The organism is Streptomyces sp. NPDC090119, assembly GCF_044747085.1.
GTDB lineage: Bacteria > Actinomycetota > Actinomycetes > Streptomycetales > Streptomycetaceae > Streptomyces.
On the sequence record NZ_JBIVDK010000002.1, the window covers coordinates 820435 to 840500 of the forward strand.

17 protein-coding genes are annotated in these 20066 nt (G+C 74.4%); 14 read left to right on the forward strand and 3 right to left on the reverse strand.

Features of this window, described 5'->3' with window-relative positions; all coding sequences use genetic code 11:
• The first annotated feature begins 2 nt into the window (after nt 1-2).
• The 3 genes from ACIPPM_RS11120 to ACIPPM_RS11130 are packed head-to-tail and all read left to right on the forward strand — an operon-like array spanning nt 3 to nt 2709.
• Nucleotides 3-779 (forward strand): ABC transporter ATP-binding protein, encoded by a 777-nt coding sequence (locus ACIPPM_RS11120; protein WP_401445736.1) that lies wholly within the window; start codon nt 3-5, stop codon nt 777-779.
• Complete coding sequence (locus ACIPPM_RS11125) at nt 776-2107, forward strand: hypothetical protein (protein ID WP_401445738.1); 1332 nt, start codon at nt 776-778, stop codon at nt 2105-2107. The genes ACIPPM_RS11120 and ACIPPM_RS11125 overlap by 4 nt, the downstream gene beginning before the upstream one ends.
• On the forward strand, nt 2104-2709 hold the full coding sequence (locus ACIPPM_RS11130) for a hypothetical protein (RefSeq protein WP_401445741.1): 606 nt from the start codon (nt 2104-2106) through the stop codon (nt 2707-2709). Before ACIPPM_RS11125 ends, ACIPPM_RS11130 begins: the two co-directional genes overlap by 4 nt.
• 55 nt (nt 2710-2764) lie before the next feature.
• Here the strand turns inward: ACIPPM_RS11130 and ACIPPM_RS11135 are convergent, their stop codons facing one another.
• Nucleotides 2765-3301: an HNH endonuclease gene (locus tag ACIPPM_RS11135; protein ID WP_388993734.1), complete on the reverse strand. Its 537-nt coding sequence runs from the start codon at nt 3299-3301 to the stop codon at nt 2765-2767.
• A 289-nt stretch (nt 3302-3590) separates the two neighbouring features.
• Between ACIPPM_RS11135 and ACIPPM_RS11140 the strand changes: the two genes are divergently transcribed.
• From ACIPPM_RS11140 to ACIPPM_RS11150, 3 genes are all read left to right on the forward strand, one after another.
• Nucleotides 3591-4700: a mechanosensitive ion channel family protein gene (locus ACIPPM_RS11140; protein WP_401445744.1), complete on the forward strand. Its 1110-nt coding sequence runs from the start codon at nt 3591-3593 to the stop codon at nt 4698-4700.
• An 84-nt stretch (nt 4701-4784) separates the two neighbouring features.
• A complete protein-coding gene (locus ACIPPM_RS11145; protein ID WP_401445747.1) occupies nt 4785-6050 on the forward strand; it encodes a 6-phospho-beta-glucosidase in 1266 nt (421 codons plus the stop codon).
• Complete coding sequence (locus ACIPPM_RS11150; RefSeq protein WP_401445749.1) at nt 6041-7033, forward strand: N-acetylglucosamine kinase; 993 nt, start codon at nt 6041-6043, stop codon at nt 7031-7033. The genes ACIPPM_RS11145 and ACIPPM_RS11150 overlap by 10 nt, the downstream gene beginning before the upstream one ends.
• Here the strand turns inward: ACIPPM_RS11150 and ACIPPM_RS11155 are convergent.
• The gene (locus tag ACIPPM_RS11155) at nt 7011-7427 is read right to left on the reverse strand and encodes an SMI1/KNR4 family protein (RefSeq protein WP_401445751.1); all 417 of its coding nucleotides are present in this window, start codon (nt 7425-7427) and stop codon (nt 7011-7013) included. The genes ACIPPM_RS11150 and ACIPPM_RS11155 overlap by 23 nt on opposite strands.
• A 184-nt stretch (nt 7428-7611) precedes the next feature.
• Here ACIPPM_RS11155 and ACIPPM_RS11160 point away from each other — a divergent pair, with 184 nt between their 5' ends.
• From ACIPPM_RS11160 to ACIPPM_RS11190, 7 genes are all read left to right on the forward strand, one after another.
• Nucleotides 7612-9027, forward strand: coding sequence for a hypothetical protein (locus ACIPPM_RS11160; protein WP_401445754.1), 1416 nt, complete (start codon nt 7612-7614; stop codon nt 9025-9027).
• A 14-nt stretch (nt 9028-9041) separates the two neighbouring features.
• Nucleotides 9042-10076 (forward strand): glutamate ABC transporter substrate-binding protein, encoded by a 1035-nt coding sequence (locus ACIPPM_RS11165; RefSeq protein WP_401446437.1) that lies wholly within the window; start codon nt 9042-9044, stop codon nt 10074-10076.
• Nucleotides 10077-10126: 50 nt separating this feature from the next.
• Nucleotides 10127-11428 carry a hypothetical protein gene (locus ACIPPM_RS11170; RefSeq protein WP_401445757.1) on the forward strand — a complete coding sequence of 434 codons (1302 nt, stop codon included), beginning with the start codon at nt 10127-10129 and terminating at the stop codon, nt 11426-11428.
• Between the two features lie 53 nt (nt 11429-11481).
• Nucleotides 11482-13881, forward strand: coding sequence for a tetratricopeptide repeat protein (locus ACIPPM_RS11175; RefSeq protein ID WP_401446440.1), 2400 nt, complete (start codon nt 11482-11484; stop codon nt 13879-13881).
• Nucleotides 13882-13883: 2 nt separating this feature from the next.
• Complete coding sequence (locus ACIPPM_RS11180; protein ID WP_401445759.1) at nt 13884-15242, forward strand: PP2C family serine/threonine-protein phosphatase; 1359 nt, start codon at nt 13884-13886, stop codon at nt 15240-15242.
• Between the two features lie 161 nt (nt 15243-15403).
• Complete coding sequence (locus tag ACIPPM_RS11185) at nt 15404-16720, forward strand: VWA domain-containing protein (protein WP_401445762.1); 1317 nt, start codon at nt 15404-15406, stop codon at nt 16718-16720.
• A 62-nt stretch (nt 16721-16782) separates the two neighbouring features.
• Entirely contained in the window at nt 16783-18576 is a 1794-nt protein-coding gene (locus ACIPPM_RS11190) for an FHA domain-containing protein (RefSeq protein WP_401445765.1), read from the forward strand.
• Between the two features lie 12 nt (nt 18577-18588).
• On the opposite strand, the gene ACIPPM_RS11195 is transcribed toward ACIPPM_RS11190, so the two are convergent.
• Nucleotides 18589-19566, reverse strand: a complete 978-nt coding sequence (locus tag ACIPPM_RS11195) for a methyltransferase domain-containing protein (RefSeq protein ID WP_401445768.1) — start codon at nt 19564-19566, stop codon at nt 18589-18591.
• Between the two features lie 87 nt (nt 19567-19653).
• On the opposite strand from ACIPPM_RS11195, the gene ACIPPM_RS11200 reads away from it, so the two are divergent.
• Complete coding sequence (locus tag ACIPPM_RS11200) at nt 19654-20058, forward strand: globin (RefSeq protein ID WP_393606892.1); 405 nt, start codon at nt 19654-19656, stop codon at nt 20056-20058.
• The last annotated feature ends 8 nt before the right edge of the window (nt 20059-20066 follow it).

Consider the following 20066-nt stretch of genomic DNA (forward strand, 5'->3'; position numbering starts at 1 on the left):
CCTTGTCCATCCGCGTCACCGGCCTGCGGGTCCGGCATCGCAGAACCGTCGCCCTCGACTCCGTCGATCTGGAGCTGGGCACCGGCGTCCATGGCCTGCTCGGGCCGAACGGCGCCGGGAAGACCTCGCTGATCCGGGTGCTCGCCACCGTGGCCCGCCCCTCGGGCGGCGGCGTCGAGCTGCTCGGCCACGACAGCGCCGACCAGCGCGAGCGCTCCGAGATCCGGCGGCGGCTCGGCTATCTGCCGCAGGAGTTCGGGTACTACCCGGCCTTCACCGTGCGGGAGTTCGTGGCGTACGTGGCCTGGCTGAAGGAGGTCCCGGCCGACCGGGTCCCGGCCGCCGTGGAGCGGGCGTTGGGGCGCGTCGGCCTCACCGACCGTGCCGACGCCAAGATCCGGACGCTGTCCGGCGGCATGGTCCGCCGGGTCGGCATCGCCCAAGCCGTCGTCAACGACCCGAGCGTGCTCCTGCTGGACGAGCCCACCGCCGGGCTCGACCCCGAGCAGCGGGTGGAGTTCCGCGAGCTGCTGCGCGAACTCGGCGCCTCGACCACGGTGGTGGTCTCCACCCACCTGGTGGAGGACGTGGCCGCCGCCTGCACGGAGGTCACCCTGCTGGACGCGGGCCGGATCGCCTACCAGGGCACCCCCGCCTCCCTGACCCGGCTCGGCGAGGCCTCCGACGGCCCCGGCGACCACCCGATCGAGCGCGGCTACACGGCGGCGCTGCGGGCCCACCGTGCGCAGGGCGCCCCGGACGCGCGGGAGACGGTGTGACGACCACGACCGACACCCTCACCGCGGCGACGCCGAAGGCGGCCCCGCATCCGCTGCGCGCCGAGGCCGTCCGGGGATTCCCACCGCTCGCCGGGATCGCCGTCATGGTGGCGGTCGGGGTGATGATGATCGCCACCGCCCGGACATGGCAGGGCGACTGGGCGGAGACCGCCGGCCGGATGCACGACGGTCTGCTGATGGCGGTGCCGGTCGCCGCGGCGGCCGGCTGCTGGCACGGCGGCCGCGAGCGGCGGCGGCGCACCGAGGAGTTGTGGGGTACGGCCGTCCGCCCGCCTCTGACCAGGCTGCTGGCCAGTGCCGTCCCGGTCGCCCTCTGGGTGGCCGTCGGCTACCTGCTCGTCGTCGCCTGCGCGTCCCTCGCCACCTGGCCGTACTCCCCGGGTGACCATCCGCACCTGATCCTGGTGCCGGGAGACACCGCCGCGCTGATGGCGGCGGTGCTGCTGGGACACGTGGTGGGCCGGATCGTCCCCAGCCTGCTCGCGGCCCCGCTGCTGGGCGTGGCCGGGTACGCGGGGCTCGCCGGGGTGGTGCCGCATGACGGCGTCCAGCCGCTCGACCCGGCCTCGTTCACGCTGAACGGCAGCTGGCCCGTGTGGTGGCAGCCGCTCGCCATGGCCGCCTGGACGCTCGGCCTGGCCCTCGCCGTCGCCCTGGCGTACGCGGCCCGGCGCCGGGCGACCGCCTTGCTGCCGCTGGCCGCCGCCCTCACGGGGGCCGCGCTGCTCGTGCAGGGCGGGGACGCCACATGGCAGGCCGACCCGCTTCTGCGCCGACAGGTGTGCGACACGTCCACGACCCCGGCGATCTGTGTCAACGCCCGGTACGGGGCCGTGCTTCCACAGGTCACCACCGCGCTGTCCGGGATCACCGGCAGACTCCGGGGCGTCGAGGGGCTGCCGGTGCGCTGGGCGGACCGGGAGAACGGCCCGCGCTCCGGTGAGGCACAGCTGCCGATCCTGACACCGGTCGGCTGGGCGCTCGTCCGGGGGCGGCTGGTCCGTCCGGACCAGTACGCGTACGAGGCGGTCGCCGCACTGATGAACCGGGGCGAGTGCGAGCGCCAGTCCGAGCGGGTGGCGTTCGCGGACGACGCCGTGATGTCGTATCTCGCGCCGAATCCGGCCTACCGCGAATTCGACGCCATCGAGGCCAGGGGCGACGCGGCCGAGCGCGCCCACCTCCGCGCGAGCCTGGCCGCCCGGGCGAAGCTGGCGGGCATGGACGAGGAGCGGCGCCGGGTCTGGCTGTCCGCCTACTTCACGGCCCGCGCGGCCTGCGACGACGCGGGGGTGCCTTCCCTGTGAATCCCGGCCTCGTGCTCTACGTCCGCTCCCGTTCCCTCCCCCTGGCCCTGGCGGCGCTGGCCGCGACCGCCGTTGCCGCCGTGTGGGCGGCCGGGGCTCAGGACGCCTTCCTGGACCCGGCCCGCCGGACGCCCGTGATCGTCCTGGCCCCGCTGGCGGTCGCCGCCGTGATCGGGGCGAGCCTGCACTCCGACTCCGCCGAGCTGGACCGTACGGCCGTACGCCCCTGGTGGCCGCGGCGGCTGGCGCACCTTCTCACCCTGACCGTGCTCGCCTCGGCGCTGCTGCCGCCGGCCGTCGCCGGGCACGCGGAGACCTTCGGGGCCCCGGCGATGATCCGCAACACGCTGGGCTGCGTGGGCGTGACCGCGCTCGCGGCCGTGGTCGTCGGGGCGCGCCTGAGCTGGCTGCCCGCCCTCGCGTACGTGTCCGCCGTCTGCCTGGTCTCCTCCGGCGCGCGCGGCCGGGCCGCCACGGTGTGGGCGTGGCCGGTGCAGCCCGGCCCGCAGCCGGGGGCCTGGGCCGCCGCGCTGGCCGCCTTCGCGCTGGGGACCGTGCTGTACGCGCTGCGCGGCGCGCGCCCGGAGCGCCCGGGAGGCTGACCTCCCGTGGCCGGGCGTGCGGGGCCCGCCACGGGGTGTGCGAAGGCCCGGACCGTCAGGCGGAGATGCCGTCGATCCGGGCCAGGGCGGCGTCCGCGCCGTAGGGCTGCAGGTAGGGCAGCCAGCGCGGGTCCCTATGGCCGGTGCCGATGATGCGCCAGGCCAGGCCGGTGGGCGGGGCGGGCTGGTGGCGCAGGCGCCAGCCCAGCTCGACCAGGTGCCGGTCGGCCTTGACGTGGTTGCAGCGGCGGCAGGAGGCCACCACGTTGTCCCAGACGTGCTTGCCGCCGCGGCTGCGCGGGATGACGTGGTCGACGCTGGTCGCGATGCCGCCGCAGTACATGCACCGGCCCCCGTCCCGAGCGAACAGCGCGCGCCGGGTGAGTGGAACGGGCCCCCGGTAGGGAACCCGCACGAAACGCTTGAGCCGGACCACGCTGGGTGCGGGGACTGTGACGGACGCGCTGTGCAGATAGGCGCCGGATTCCTCGAGGGAGACGGCCTTGTTCTCCAGGACGAGGACGAGCGCGCGGCGGAGCGGTACGACGCCGAGGGGCTCGTACGACGCGTTGAGGACCAGGACATGCGGCACAGGGGCCTCCTTGGGCGTCGGCGGCGCGTGGCTCGCGCCGGGACGATCTGGTTCAGTCTCCCCTCATGCCTGCTCCGAGCGCCACCATGTGCCGGTAACGGGCTCGAAGTGTTTTCGACCACATGAGCGGTGTCCCGCGCTCGGCAGGGCCTGTTCAGGCGCGGTCGGGGCAGGTGGCCTCCGGTGAAGCGGCGAGTGGGCGCGCGATGCCCCGTTAGTGTGGTGGTTCTGTCCCTCCGGTGACCTTTCCGTGACCTTGCCCGCCCCCGCCGGAGCGGACCGCAGCACCATGGAGGTACCCGCCGTGTCCCTGCCCGTCGCCCTGCTGGCCGCCGGAGCCTCGCCGTCTCCCTCGCCATCGGGCTCGGACCCGGCCGTGCCCTCGCTCCAGGACGCCCAGCAGAACGCGGCGGACGCGGCGAGCTGGGTGGAGCAGAACTGGTCGACCTGGCTGGCGATGGGGCTGCAGATCCTGCTGATCGTGGTCATCGCCGTCGCGCTGCGCGCGGTGGTGCGCCGGGCGATCACCAAGCTGATCGAGCGGATGAACCGCACCGTGCAGGCGGTGGACCACACGGCGTTCGGCGGGCTGCTGGTCAACAACGAGCGGCGCCGTCAGCGCTCGGCCGCCATCGGCTCGGTGCTGCGCTCGGTGGCGTCCTTCACCATCCTCGGCACGGCCGCGCTGATGGTGCTCTCCACCTTCCGCATCAACCTGGCGCCCCTGCTCGCCTCGGCCGGTGTCGCCGGTGTCGCGATCGGTTTCGGCGCCCGGAACCTGGTCACCGACTTCCTGTCCGGCGTCTTCATGATCATCGAGGACCAGTACGGGGTCGGCGACACCATCGACGCCGGGGTGGCGACCGGCGAGGTCGTCGAGGTCGGCCTGCGCGTCACCAAGCTGCGCGGCGACAACGGCGAGATCTGGTACGTCCGCAACGGCGAGGTCAAGCGCATCGGCAACCTCTCCCAGGGCTGGGCCACCGCCAACGTGGACGTCACCGTCCGCGCCGGTGAGGACCTGGACAAGGTCAAGTCCGTGCTGGACGAGGTCGCCGAGAAGATGGGCAAGGAGGAGCCGTGGAACGAGCTGCTCTGGAGCCCCATCGAGGTGCTCGGCCTGGACAGCGTGCTGATCGACTCCATGGTCATCCGGGTCTCCGCCAAGACCATGCCGGGCAAGTCGGTGTCGGTCGAGCGTGAGCTGCGCTGGCGGATCAAGCGGGCCTTCGACAAGGCGAGCATCCCGATCGTCGGCGGTGCCACGGCCGTGGTCCCGGCGGAGGACACCCCGGACCCCTCGGCCACCGTCGCCGCGCCCTCGGCGTTCGCCAACTCCACCTCCCCGCAGTCCCTGGCGAGCAACCCGCTGACCACCCCTAAGCCTCCGGTGAAGTAGAGGCGCGCTTCGTTGACGGACTCTCCTGCCTGCGCCTAGGTTCCTGCTGCCCGAGGAGCCCGTCGTACGCGAGGGAGTTCGCCCGTGAGACTGACCGTGGTCGGCGGAGGTTCGACCTACACCCCGGAACTCGTCGACGGCTTCGCCCGGTTGCGGGACACGCTGCCGGTGACCGAGCTGGTGCTGGTGGACCCGGCGGCGGACCGGCTGGAGCTAGTGGGCGGTCTGGCCCGCCGTATCTTCGCCCGGCAGGGGCACGAGGGCCGGGTCGTCGTCACCTCCGACCTGGACGCCGGGGTGGCGGGCGCGGACGCCGTGCTGCTCCAGCTCCGGGTGGGCGGGCAGGCGGCACGCGAGCGGGACGAGACCTGGCCGCTGGAGTGCGGCTGCCTGGGCCAGGAGACGACCGGCGCGGGCGGCCTCGCCAAGGCGCTGCGCACGGTACCGGTGGTCCTGGACATCGCGGAGCGGGTCCGGCGGGCCAACCCGGACGCGTGGATCATCGACTTCACCAACCCGGTCGGCATCGTCACCCGCGCCCTGCTGAAGGAGGGGCACCGCGCGGTCGGCCTGTGCAACGTGGCGATCGGGCTCCAGCGGAAGTTCGCCGCGCTGCTCGGCACCGAGCCGGGCGAGGTCCACCTCGACCACGTCGGCCTCAACCACCTCACCTGGGAGACCGCCGTCCGCCTCGGCGGTCCCGACGGCGAGGACGTCCTCCCCCGCCTCCTGGCCGAGCACGGCGACGCGGTCGCCGCCGACCTGCGACTGCCGCGCCCGCTGCTGGAGCGCCTCGGCGCGATCCCGTCGTACTACCTGCGCTACTACTACCTGCACGACGAGGTGGTGGGTGAGCAGCGGGTGAAGCCCTCGCGGGCGGCCGAGGTCGCGGCGCTGGAACGGGAGCTGCTGGCGATGTACGCCGACCCGGCACTGGACGAGAAGCCCGCGCTGCTGGCCCGGCGCGGCGGGGCCTTCTACTCGGAGGCGGCCGTGGACGTGGCGGCGGCCCTGCTGGGCGGCGGGGGCAGCCCGTACCAGGTGGTGAACACGGTCAACGGGGGCACGCTGCCGTTCCTCCCCGACGACGCGGTGATCGAGGTGCCCGCCGCGGTGGGCCCGGCGGGGGCGAAGCCGCTTCCGGTGCCGGGCGTCGACCCGCTGTTCGGGGGGCTGATGGCGAACGTGACGGCGTACGAGGAACTCGCGCTGGACGCGGCCCTGCGCGGTGGCCGGGAGCGGGTGTTCCGGGCGCTGCTGGCGCATCCCCTGGTCGGTCAGTACGCGTACGCCGAGAAGCTCACCGACCTCCTCCTCGCGCACAACCGGGAGCACCTCGCGTGGGCCTGACCGGGACCGTCCTCGCCGTGGACGCGGGCAACAGCAAGACCGACGTGGCCGTGGTGAGCGCGGTCGGCGAGGTGCTGGCGACGGCACGCGGCGGGGGCTTCCGGCCACCGGCGGTCGGCGTGGACCGGGCGATGGACGCGCTCGCCGTACCGGTGGAGCGGGCGCTGAAAGAGGCGGGGGTCGGGTCCGTCTCCCATGTCTCCGCCTGCCTGGCCAACGCCGATCTCCCGGTGGAGGAGGAGCGGTTGGCGGCGGCGGTGACCGCGCGGGCCTGGGGTGGCTCGGTGGAGGTGCGCAACGACACCTTCGCCATCCTGCGCGCGGGGGTGTCCGAGCCGCGTGGCGTGGCGGTGGTGTGCGGGGCCGGGATCAACTGCGTCGGCATGCGCCCCGACGGCCGTACGGCACGCTTCCCGGCGCTCGGCAGACTCTCCGGGGACTGGGGCGGTGGCTGGGGTCTGGCCGAGGACGCCCTCTGGCACGCGGCCCGCGCGGAGGACGGCCGGGGCGGGCCGACCGAGCTGGCCCGCACGCTCCCGGCCCACTTCGGCCTCCCCACGACGGCCGCCCTGGTCGAGTCCCTGCACCTGGGCCACCTCGCCGGGGACCGCCGTCACGAACTGACCCCGGTCCTCTTCGCCACGGCGGCCGACGGCGACCCGGTGGCCCGCTCCCTGGTCGACCGGCTGGCGGAGGAGGTGACCCTGATGGCCACGGTCGCCCTGACCCGCCTGGACCTCCTCGGCGAGCCGACCCCGGTCCTGCTGGGCGGCGGCGTCCTGACGGCGGGCCACTCCCAGCTCGACCAGGGCATCCGCACCCGCCTCGCCACCCAAGCCCCCCTGGCACAGGTCCAGTTGGTGGCCGCTCCCCCCGTCCTGGGCGCGGCCCTGCTGGGCCTGGACCACCTCGGCTCCCCGCCCGGCGCCCAGGCGCGGGCCCGCGCGCACTGGGAGTCGGCTACCGGTCGAGCGCCCCGCTGACCGACCGCTCCAGGTAGTCGGCGAGGCTCCGCGCGACCCAGGTACGGCTGTCGGTCTCGTGGTCCCAGACGAACACATCCGGCCGGTCGATGCGGGCGAGGAGGGCGAAGAGGTCACCGCCGCCGGTCTCGCCGAAGAAGACCAGCGGGTCGAACGGCCTGTACAGCTCGGCGAACCCGGCGCCGCCGCGCAGGGCCAGGTTCTCCGCCGCGATCCGCTCGGCGGAGAAGACGAGTTCGGTGCCGTACTCGTCGGTGACGCCGTCGGCCGCCGCGAGCAGCCCGGTGAGGTCGGCGGGCAGCGGGTGCCCGAGCGCGGTGGCGCAGTCGGCGAGCGCGGCCTCGGAGGCGGGCGGCGCGGATTCGGGCAGTGTCGCGATCAGTTCGGGCCACATGGCGTGTTCGTTCTCCCAGTGATGACCGGTGGGGAACCGTCGGGGAATGGTACGGCGTGTTCCTGGACAGAGGGGGTAGAGCCCGCTTCTCTGCCCGATCCGATCAAGATGCGGTGAAGGCTGGTGCGAAGGGGGGCGGGGGCGGCGATACTGGCGGCCAACGGATGACCATGGGGGAGGTCGGGTGACACAACCGCCGCAGAGCAGAGCCGCGTTCGCACCACCGGCCACCTCTGCCACCGCTACGATCCCCGCCCAGCGCGGCGGTTCCGGCCTGCCGCCCGTGCGGCGCACCGCGTTCGTCGAGGGCGCCGAGCGGCTGCGGGACGCCGCGACCACCGAGCCGGGGCGGCTGCGGGTCATCGGGGCCGTACTCGCCCTGCTGGTCGTCGCGTTCGGCGCCGTCACCGCCTGGCAGAGCGGCGAGCGGGCGACCGCCGCCGACGACGTGCTGACCCGGAGCCAGCCGCTCAGCTCGGGTGCGGCCGCCATCTACCGTTCGCTGGCCGACGCCAACACCGCCGCGTCCACCGGCTTCCTGGCGGGCCCGCGGGAGACCACCGCGAACCGGGAGCGGTACGAGGACGACATCCGTACCGCCGCCTCCGGCCTGATCCGCGCCGCCGCCGACACCGAGCCGGGCTCCCCCTCCGAGGCCACCGTCCGCAAGCTGAACCGGCTGCTGCCCGAGTACAAGGGCCTGATCGAGCGGGCCCGCGTCTACAACCGCCAGGGCTACCCGGTGGGCGGCGCCTATCTGCGGTACGCCAACGAGAAGATGCAGACGGAGATGCTCCCGGCCGCCCAGGACCTGTACACCAAGGAGAACCAGCGGCTGGACGCCGACTACGCGGACGCCACCCCCTACCCCTGGGCGGCGATCGCGCTCGGCCTGCTGGCGCTGGCCGCGCTGGGGCTGGCCCAGTACCGGGACTACCGCCGCACCAACCGCGTCCTGAACCACGGTCTGGTCGCCGCGTCGGCCGCGACCGTCGTGGTGCTGCTGTGGCTGGTCGTCGGCCACACCGTGGCCCGCTCCGGCCTGTTCGGCTCCTACGACCACGGAATCCGCTCACTGAACGTGCTGCACAACGCCCAGATCGCCGCCCTGAAGGCGCGCGGCAACGAGAACCTGAGCCTGGTGGCGCGCGGAGCGGAGACCGTGGAGGTGAACGGCGTCAAGCAGGACGCGTACTACTACGCCTTCGACCGGGACCTCGGCACGCTTCAGACCCGGCTCACCGAGGCGCGGCGGCTCGCCGACGACGACAAGGGCGGCGCGCCGGTCGACTCGGCCCTGGGCGACTCGGCCGAGTGGAAGAAGCGGCACAAGGCGGCCCGGACCGAGGACGAGCGCGGCAACTACCAGCGCGCGCTGGACCAGGTGATCGGCGCCGACGACACCACCGGCGCGGCCTTCGACGGCGTGGACGGCAGCCTGACCCGCGCCCTCGGCCATGAGCAGACGGAGTTCGACCGGGCCGCCGCCGACGGCCGCGACGCCATGGCCGGGCTGCCCGAGGGCGCGGCCGTGCTCGGCGTGCTGGGCGCGGCGGGCGCGGTGTTCGGCATCGGGCGCAGGCTTTCGGAGTACCGGTGACAGGGGGGCTGGCGATGGAGGCGGCGCGGACGCGCACCCGGCTGCGCGGCTGGGGCGGGGTCGGCGCGATGGCGGTGCTGTGCGCGCTGGCACTGGCGTTCGTGCTGCTGCTGCCCCGTACCCAGGCGCACCCGGCGACCGGTGCGGGACCGGCGGGCCGGAGCCTGGTCACGGGCAGCCCGGCCCGCGCGGACGACTGCGTGGAGAGCGCGGCGCAGGACCGTACGCCCTCCCCGTCCGGCGCGGACGGCCCGACCATCGACGCCATCAAGGCCCGCAAGGGCGACAAGCGCAAGCTGGTCGTCGGCATCGACCAGAACAGCTACCGCTGGGGCTACCGGAACCCCAACACCGAGGGCGCGGAGCTGGAGGGCTTCGACATCGACCTGGTGCACCGCATCGCGAAGGACATCCTCGGCAGCCCGGACGACGTCCAGTTCAAGGCGATCCCGACCAGCCAGCGCATCCCCGCGATCCAGGAAGGCACGGTCGACATGGTGGTCCGCACGATGACCATCACCTGCGACCGGCTGCGCGACGTGGCGTTCTCCGCCCCCTACTTCAAGACCGGCCAGCAGCTCCTCGTCCCCGACGCCTCCGCCATCAAGGGCTACGACGGCACGCTGGCCGGCAAGAGGGTCTGCACGGCGGCCGGTTCGACCGCCTACGGCAAGCTGAAGGCGGACCGCGCGAGCGGGACGCTGCCCGCCACCACCGACTTCTCCGCGACCGTCCCCAACCAGCTGGACTGCCTGGTGCGGCTCCAGCTGGGCGAGGCGGACGCGGTGGTCACCGACGGCGCGCTGGCCGCCAGCCAGGCCGCGCAGGACCCCACGGTGAGGGTGCTGGGCAAGCCGTTCACCACCGAGTACTACGGCGTGGCGATGAAGAAGGACGCCACCGACCTCGTACGCCGCGTCAACCGCGTCCTGGTGGACTACCGGGCCGACGGCTGGCAGGCGTCGTACGACAAGTGGCTGTCGGCCACACTGGGCAAGGACGCGCGCTCCTCCAGACCGCCCGCCCCGAAGTACCTGCGCGAGAGCTAGAGCGAAGCACGCACGGGCCATACCGACCACACAGCAGCGAGAGGTGATCGATGGGCGTCACGGACCCCGCCGGGCCGGTGATGGACCGGGACGAGGTGGACCGTGCGCTGGCGCGGCTCGGCCAGGAGCACGAGGCCATCGAGACCTCGCTGTTCGCGCTCCAGGACCATGCCGGGCGCCGCCTCCTCGAGGGCGCCGAGCTGACCGGTGTCACCAAGGAGCGGTGGGCCGCCACGGAGGCGTCGATCACCCTGCTGTGGACCTGCTTCGACGCGTACACGGCCGCCGTGCGCGAGGCCCGTGAGATCCGCGCCCGGCGCCGCTGGTCCAGCCGGGAGGACCTGGTGGAGCTGACCGGTCTGCTGCGCGGGGAGTCGGTCACGGTGGCGGGCGGCGCCTCGGGCTCGGCCGTGCTCAGCGAGAGCTTCACGCTGGCCGCGCTGGTGGACCGGATGAACGAGCTGTACGCGTCCTCGCTGGACATGGTGGTGGCCGCCGACGCGGTGTGGTCGGCGCTGCCCGCCCGCATCGACCTGCTGGCCGCCGAGTTGCAGCGCACCCGCAGGCTGGCGCACTCCGTCGGCGTCCGTCCCGGCGAACACCCCTCCGGGGACGACCTGGAGGGCATCACCGCCACGCTGACCGCGCTGCGCGAGGAGGTCGTCCGCGATCCGCTCGCGCACTGGGTGCCGGCCGGGGGCAGCTCCGCGCCCGGCGGCGGCCGCCCGGACACCACGGTGTACGACCGGGAGGCGCGGGCCCTTGAGGACGTGCGCCGGGAGATCGAGGCGGTGCTCACCGTCCGGCAGGACGCCGAGGAGCGGCTGATCCGGCTGCGGGACGTGCTCTCCCGCGCCGACCGCACCCTGGCCGAGGCGCGTACCGCGCGCGGGGAGGTGCTGGCGAAGATCGCCGCGACCGAGGTCCCGGTGGTCAGCGGCCCGCCGACCGTGCTGCAGGAACAGCTGGCCACGGCGGCGGAGTACCGCCGCCATGCCCGCTGGCACCGCCTGTCCCCGCTGCTGGAGTCCTTGGAGCAGCGGGCGGAGGACGAACTGCTGCGCGCCCGCGAGTCGTTGACGGCCGTCACCGCGCCGCTCGCGGTCCGCGCCGAGCTGCGCGGCCGCCTGGACGCCTACCGCGCGAAGGTCACCCGGCACGGCCTGGCCGAGGACCGGCTGCTGATCGAGCGGTACGACGCGGCCCGCCGGATGCTGTGGAGCGCGCCCTGCGATCTGCGCGTGGCCGAACAGGCGGTGCTGCGCTACCAGCAGGCGGCGGCCGAACTGCTGGCCCCGCCGAGGGTCCCGGAGCAGTACGCGCCCGAGGACGGCAAGGGGGACGGGGAGTGAGCGAGGAACGGCGTGCCTGCCAGCGGCCGGACTGCGCGGGCGCTTACGAGGACATGGGCGGCGGCGGGCTGTACTGCGACACCTGCGGGCTGGCCCCGGTGGTCTCCCCGAAGGCCGCGCCGGCCCCGGAGCCGGTGGGTTCGGTCGGCTCGGCGCCGACCGGGATCAACGGCGGTGCCACCCGCAGCTCCTCGCAGTCCGCCCGCTCCCGGCGCTCGGTGTCGGGGCGGCTGTCCCGCTCGGTGTCGGGGAAGTCGGGCGGCCGTTCGGTGTCGGTGCGCGGCTCGGGCTCGGCGTCCGGACCGTCGGGGCGCGGGCGGCTGGGCGCCGGTCTGGTGGTGGTGCCGCAGGTGCCGAGGCCCGACCCGCGCGCGATGGTGCTGGACGACCCGCAGGTGCCCGAGCGCAAGCGGTACTGCTCCCGCTCGGACTGCGGGGCGCCGGTGGGCCGGGCGCGCGGCGAACGGCCGGGCCGCACCGAGGGGTTCTGCACCAAGTGCGGGCACCCGTACTCCTTCGTGCCCAAGCTGCGCGCCGGGGACATCGTGCACGGGCAGTACGAGGTGGCGGGGTGCCTGGCGCACGGCGGGCTCGGCTGGATCTACCTCGCGGTGGACCGGGCGGTGTCCGACCGCTGGGTGGTGCTCAAGGGCCTGCTGGACACCGGTGACCAGGACGCGATGGCGGCGGCGATCTCCGAGCGCCGGTTCCTGGCGGAGATCGAGCACGCGGGCATCGTGCGGATCTACAACTTCGTCGAGCACCTGGACCAGCGCACCGGCTCGCTCGACGGCTACATCGTCATGGAGTACGTCGGCGGCAAGTCGCTGAAGGAGATCGCCAACGGCCGCCGCACCCCGGACGGCAGGCGGGACCCGCTGCCGGTGGAGCAGGCGTGCGCGTACGGCATCGAGGCGCTGGAGGCGCTCGGTCATCTGCACAGCCGCAACCTGCTGTACTGCGACTTCAAGGTCGACAACGCCATCCAGAGCGAGGACCAGCTCAAGCTGATCGACATGGGCGCCGTGCGCCGCGTGGACGACGAGGAGTCCGCGATCTACGGCACGGTCGGCTACCAGGCCCCCGAGGTCGCCGACGTCGGCCCCTCCCCGGCCAGCGACCTGTACACGGTGGGCCGCACCCTGGCCGTCCTCACCTTCGACTTCCAGGGCTACACCACCGTCCACTCCGACTCGCTGCCCGACCCGGACACCATCGAGGTCTTCCAGCGCTACGAGTCCTTCTACCGCTTCCTGGTCCGCGCCACCGACCCCGACCCGGCCCGCCGGTTCGCCTCCGCGCAGGAGATGGCCGATCAGCTGACCGGCGTGCTCCGCGAGGTCGTCTCGCTGAGCACCGGGCAGGCCCGGCCCGCGCTGTCCACGCTGTTCGGGCCCGAAGTCCGGGTCACGGACACCGAGTTGTTCCCGGCGCTGGACGGGGACGTGTCCCGGCTCGGCGCCCGCGCGCTGCCCGGACCGGGGCGTCCGCCCGGCCTGCCACCCGCGCTGGTCAGGCCGGTCGATATCCCGGCCGCCGCGCTGGCGCTGCCGGTGCCGCTGGTCGACCCGAACGACCCGGACGCCGGTTTCCTCGCGGGCCTCGTCGCCTCCGCGCCGGGCGAGCTGCTCAGCGCCCTGGAGGCGGCACCGGGCCAGAGCGTGGAGACCCGGCTGAGAAGGGTGCGCGCCCTGCTGGAGCACGGCGACCGGGAGGCCGCGCGGACGACGCTGGCCCGACTGGACGGGGAACGGCCCGACGACTGGCGGGTGGTCTGGTACCGGGGCGTGGCCGCCCTGGTCACCGGCGACTTCGAGAGCGCCGCGCTCGCCTTCGACGCGATCTACGACGCCTTTCCCGGCGAGGCCGCGCCCAAGCTGGCGCTCGGCCTGTGCGCGGAGGTGCTGGGCCAGCTGGACAACGCCGCCGAGTACTACCGGCTGGTGTGGGCGACCGACCCGAGCTTCGTCAGCGCCGCGTTCGGCCTGTCGCGGGTGCGGCTGGCGAGCGGGGACCGGGCGGGCGCCGTACGGACCCTGGAGTCGGTGCCGGAGTCGTCCATCCACTACACGGCCGCGCGGGTCGCGGCGGTGCGGGCACGGCTGCGGCAACGCACGGCGGCCGCGGGTGACGTACCGTTCCTGGACGACCTGACCGCCGCGGCGGGCCAGGTCGAGGCGCTGGACGCGTACGGGCTGGACCCGGCGCGACGCGAGCGGTTGTCGGCCGAAGTCCTCGGCTGCGCCCTGGACTGGATACTCTCCAGGGGTCAGGACACCGCTCGACCGGTCACCGGCGGGCGGGTGCTGCTCGGCAGCGGTCTGGACGAGCGGGGCCTCCGCTTCGGACTGGAGCGCGCCTACCGCACGCTGGCCCGGCTGGCGCCCGGCGGCGAGGAGAGGATCGAACTGGTGGAACGGGCCAACCGTTACCGCCCCCGGACGTGGGTGTAGTCATGTCACAGATGCCCCAGCAGGCCGCACTGCCCAAGTGCCCGAGCTGCGCGGAGCCGCTCGAACCGGGCGACCTCTTCTGCGGCGCGTGCGGACACGACCTGTCCGCCGTGCCCGCGCCGCCCGCGGACCAGCCGACGCTGACCATGACCGGCGCGCCGGACGGGGACGTCGACTGGCCCGAGCCGGAGCCGGTCACCACCGGCAGCACCGAGCCGCGCGCCCACCGGGCCGCGGACGTGCCCGGCACCGACTCCGGCGGCTCCCCGCTGCACGTACCCGAACCGGCCGCGTCCGGGGTGCGCTTCGACCGGCGCGCCGACCTGAGCGAGCCGACCGAGCCCACGGAACCCACCGAGCCCACGGAACCCACCGAGCCGACGGAGCCCACCGAGCCCGACGAGTACCCGCTGCAGGCCCCCGACCCGCGTACCGAGGCCGCCGCCGCGCAGGTGTGCGTGGCCTGCCGCGCGGGCCGGGTGGACGGCGACGGCTACTGCGAGAACTGCGGGCACGCCCAGCCCCGCGAACGCGACCACATGGAGCGGGAGTCGGGTCCGGTGGCCGCGATCAGCGACCGGGGCCTGCGCCACCACCGCAACGAGGACGACTTCGCCGTGGCGCACACCGCGCTGCCCGACGGCTCGCCCGCCACCCTCGCCGTGGTCTGCGACGGCGTGTCCTCCGCGACCCGCCCCGACGAGGCGTCGACCGCCGCCTCCCGTACGGCGGGTGACGTGCTGCTGGCCGCCCTGCCGCGCGGCACGCATCCGCAGGCGGCGATGCACGAGGCGATCGTGGCGGCCGCGAAGGCCGTGGACGCGCTCGCCGAGCAGCCCGACGGCGCCCGCGAGCACGCCCCGCACCAGAACGCCCCGGCCTGCACGATCGTCGCCTCGGTGGTCGCCTCCGGCCTGCTGGTGGTCGGCTGGGTCGGGGACAGCCGCGCCTACTGGGTGCCGGACGACCGCTCCGCGCCCGCGGCCCGGCTGACCGAGGACGACTCCTGGGCGGCCCAGATGGTGGCGGCCGGCCTGATGAACGAGGCGGAGGCGTACGCCGACGAGCGGGCCCACGCCATCACCGGCTGGCTCGGCGCCGACGCGTATGAACTGGAGCCGCACACCGCGTCGTTCAAGCCCGACCGGTCCGGTGTGGTGCTGGTATGCACCGACGGGCTGTGGAACTACGCCGAGACGCCCGAGGAGATGGCCGAGGTGCTGCCGCCGGACGCGGCCGCCCGCCCGCTGCACGCCGCGCGGGTACTGGTGGGGCACGCGCTGGACGCCGGGGGCCACGACAACGTAACAGTGGCCGTCGTGCCGTTCCCCGCGCCGCCGCAGGGGGCAGGATCGGCCTGAGGCCGTTGTCGCGCCGGACGGCGCGGGGGCCTCGCGCACGGGGAAGCGCAGGGAAGCACGGACAGGCACGGGAAAGGACGGGCGGACGCGGAGGGGACCGGTCCGCCCGATCGCACCGCCTCGCGGGGAGCGGGGCGTGTCCGAGGGGGATGTGAACCAGCATGGCCAATTTCGCCAGACCGGGCGGTCCGCGGTTCGCGGTGGACGTCTACCAGAACGAGTTCCTGCCGGAGAACGGCCGCGAGGTCAACGCCATCGTGACCGTGACGGCCACCGGCGGCGGTACGACCGCCGCGGCACCGGCCGCCTCGGCCGCGGTGGTCCTCATGGTGGACTGCTCCGGTTCGATGGACTACCCGCCGACCAAGATGCGCAACGCCCGGAACGCCACGGCCGCCGCCGTCGACACCCTGCGCGACGGGACGCACTTCGGGATCGTCGACGGCACCCATGTGGCCCGCGAGGTCTATCCGGGCGGCGGGCGGCTCGCGGTGGCCGACGCCACCACCCGCGCCCAGGCCAAGCAGGCGCTGCGCAGGCTGAGCGCGGGCGGCGGCACCGCGATCGGCACCTGGCTGCGGCTGGCGGACCGACTGCTGGCCGGGGCGGACGTGTCGATCCGGCACGGCATCCTGCTGACCGACGGGCGCAACGAGCACGAGTCGGCGGCGGAGCTGAAGGACACCCTCGACGCGTGTGCCGGACGGTTCACCTGTGACGCGCGGGGCGTGGGCACCGACTGGGAAGTGAAAGAAGTCACAGGCATCGCCTCGGCGTTGCTCGGCACCGCCGACATCGTCGCCGACCCGGCCCAGCTCACCGACGACTTCACCCGGATCATGGAGTCGACGATGGGCAAGGAGGTCGCCGACGTCGCCCTGCGGGTGTGGACGCCGCTCGGCGCGACCATCAAGTTCGTCAAGCAAGTGGCGCCCACGGTCGAGGAGTTGACCGAGCGGCGCACCGAGGCGGGCCCGCGCGCCGGGGACTACCCCACCGGTTCCTGGGGCGACGAGTCCCGCGACTACCACCTCTGTGTGGAGGTCCCGGCGGCCGGAGTGGGCCAGGAGATGCTGGCCGCGCGCGTCTCCCTGGTGGCGGCCCAACCGGACAGAGAGGTACAGAACCTCGGCGCCCAGGGTCTCGTACGGGCCGTGTGGACCGACGACATGGCGGCCTCGACCTCGCTCAACTCCCAAGTGGCCCACTACACCGGCCAGGCCGAACTGGCACAGGCCATCCAGGAAGGTCTCGACCTTCGCAAAGCGGGCGATATGGATGGAGCAACGGCCAAACTGGGACGTGCCGTTCAGCTCGCGGGGGTGTCGGGGAACGCCGATACTGCGAAACTGCTTGCGAAGGTGGTGGACGTGGTCGACGCCCCGACCGGTACTGTGCGGTTGAAGGCGAAGGTCGCGGAGGCCGACGAGATGACTCTCGAGACCCGGTCCACGAAGACTGTTCGCGTCAAGAAGTGAAGTGACCCTGGCGACAGGGCCCCTGTAGACACCGATACCTCAGCAGAAGGGGTACCACCGACATGCCGACCTGCCCGAACGGACACCAGTCGGGTTCCGACGACTGGTGCGAGGTCTGCGGTCACCGCATGGCCGGTGCCGTGCCTCCGCCCCCGCCCCCGTCCGGCGGCGGCTACGGGTTCCCGCCGCCCCGCCCCGCGTCCGGCGGGGAGGCCGAGCTGTGCCCGCAGTGCCGTACGCCCCGTGAGGGCGGCGCGCCCTTCTGCGAGGAGTGCCGGTGGAACTTCCTGACCAACACCGCCACCTCGTACACCCCGGCGGCCCCGCCCCGGCAGCAGCAGCCCCGCTACCAGCCGCCGAGCCAGCCCTTCGGCGGCGGCGGTGACGGGTACGAGTACCAGGGCTCGCGGCCCTCGCAGGTGAACCGGCCCGCCGAGCCGATACCCCCGTTCGACACCGAGCCCTCGGGCCCGACGCCGTTCGGCGCCGAGCGCCGTCCGGCCTCCCCGCCGCCCACCACGGGCGGCCCCTCCCCCTTCGGCAACCGCCGCCAGGGGCCTCCGCCGGGGTTCGACGAGGGTCCGGGCCAGCCCGGCCGTCCCGGCGGGCCGGGTCCTTCCGGTCCTTCCGGCCCTGGTTCCGGTCCTGGTCAGCAGGGGGGGCCGGGGCAGCCCGGCCTTCCTGGCGGGCCCGGGGGTCCGGGTGGACCTGGCAGCACTGGTGGGCCCGGTTACGGCGGTCCGGGGGGTCCCGGTCGTCCCGGTGGTCCGAGCGGCCCCAGCGGTCCTGGTGGCCCGACCGGTCCTGGTGGTCCTGGCGGCCCCGGGGCTGCGGGCGGCTTCGGAGGCCAGCGCGGTCCGGGCAACCAGGGCGGACCTGGGGGGCCGGGTGCTTCCGGTGACTTCGGCGGTCAGCGCGGGCCGGGTGGTCCGGGTGCTTCGGGCGACTTCGGTGGCCAGCGTGGGCCCGGTGGTCCTGGTGGCCCAGGTACTTCCGGTGACTTCGGTGGCCAGCGTGGCCCTGGCGGCTCTGGCGGCCCCGGCGCTTCCGGTGACTTCGGTGACTTCGGCGGCCAGCGCGGACCCGGTGGCCCCGGTGCTCCCGGTGGCTTCGACGGCCAGCGCGGGCCCGGCAACCAGGGTGCCCCCGGCGGCCCCAACGGTCCCGCCGGGCAGGGTGCTCCCTTCGGGCGCGAGTCCTCCGCCTTCGGCGCGGCTCCCTCCCGGCAGGCTCCCCCGCCGTCCGGCCCGTCCGCGCCGACCGGCTTCCCGCCGGAGAGCGGGCGTACCCCGGCCGGAGGCCCGTCCTTCGCCGACGACGACTGGGTGATCTCCCCGCCGCCGCCGAACGGCCCCTCGGGCAACCAGGGCGGCGGTTACGGCTACCCGCAGCAGCCCGGCACCGGCCAGTCGCAGGGCTACCCGCAGGCTCCGCAGAGCCCGCAGGGACCGGCCACCTGGACCGCGACCATCGGCCCGGACCGCGACTACTTCATGGCGATGATGCAGCGCTCCGGCCCCGAGGCCGCGGGCCTGAACCTGCCCGCGTACTCCCCCGAGCAGCAGCGCACGCTCACCGGCAACCAGGTCACCATCGGCCGCCGCAGGCACTCCACCGGCGACACCCCCGACGTCGACCTGTCGGTGCCGCCGGAGGACCCCGGTGTCTCCCACCAGCACGCGGTGCTGGTGCAGCAGCCGGACGGCGGCTGGGCGGTCGTCGACCAGAACTCGACGAACGGCACCACCGTCAACGGCTCCGACGAGCCGATCCAGCCGTTCGTGCCGGTACCGCTCCAGGACGGCGACCGGGTGCACGTGGGCGCCTGGACGACGATCACCGTCCGCCGGGGCTGAGCCCCGAGGCAGTCACGGCAGCGGCCAGGCGTGGCGGCCCTCCGGGTCGTCCAGCCAGGCCCAGGCGCGGGGGCCGCTGACCGTGACGCCGTACCGTTCGCGGCCCGGCATGCCCGCGCCCTCCCACAGCGCGTACGCCGCCGAGGGCTCCAGCGCGCCCCGGACGAGCCCCAGCAGGAAGCGGAACGACTCCTGGTCCCGCGCCCGCCCCGGCAGTCCCCGCGTGGACACCGGCTCGGCGGGCGCGCGGCTCTCCCCGCGCAGCGGCACGAAGTAGGCGCCGGTGCGCAGGAAGCGGCCCTCGGCGCGGCCGGAGTCGTCGACGGTGAGGTCGAGCAGCCCGTTGTTCAGCGGGGCGATGATCCGGGCGCCGGGCGCGCACTGGGCGATCCAGGGGCGCGGCACCGTGGGCAGCATGCAGGTGGCCATGATCCGGTCGTAGGGCGCGTGCGCGGGCACCCCGTGCGCCCCGTCGCCGGTGACCACCACCGGGTCGTACCCGGCCCTGGCGAGGTTGCGCGCGGCGGGCCCGGTGATCTCCTCCTCCATGTCGACCGTGGTGACCAGGGAGTCGTCGCCGAGGCGGTGGGCGATCAGGGCCGCGTTGTAGCCGGTGCCGGTGCCGACCTCCAGCACCCGGTCGCCGTCCCGGACCCCCAGCGCGACCAGCATCCGCGCCATCAGCGAGGGCTGGCTGCTGGAGGAGACCAGCTCGCCGTCGTGCAGCCGGGTGGCCAGCGGGGCGTCCGCGTAGGCGCCGCGCGCCCAGCGCTCCCGCCCGGCCGGATCGGGGTCGTCGGCCGCGTGCCGCTCGTAGCCGCCGAGGACGCCGACGTAGTAGTACGGCACGAACAGATGCCGGGGCACCTCGGCGAACGCCTCCCGCCACACGGGGTCCGTCCGCCAGGCACCGTCGTGGTCGATCAGCCGGATCAGCGCGGCCCGCGCCTCGGCGGCCACGGCGGTCAGCTCGGAGTCGTAGGCGCCCATATGTCCACAGTAGGCACGATCCGCGGGCGGGTGTCGGCCGGTCCTACGCCTTGAGTCCTGGGCCCTGTGGTCTGAGACCATGGACGGGTGAACGAGATCCGACGTGGCACGCTTCAGGAGCAGACCTTCTACGAGCAGGTCGGCGGGGAGGAGACCTTCCGCCGGCTCGTCCGCCGTTTCTACGAGGGCGTCGCCGAGGACCCCCTGCTGAAGCCCATGTACCCGGAGGAGGACCTGGGCCCGGCCGAGGAGCGGCTCACCCTGTTCCTGATCCAGTACTGGGGCGGCCCCACCACCTACAGCCAGGAGCGCGGCCACCCCCGGCTGCGGATGCGGCACGCCCCGTTCGCCGTGGACCGGGCCGCGCACGACGCCTGGCTCAAGCACATGCGGGACGCGGTGGACGAGCTGGAGCTGTCCGAGGAGCACGAGCGCACGCTGTGGAACTACCTGACGTACGCGGCCGCCTCGATGGTCAACACGGCGGAGTAGGCGGGGAT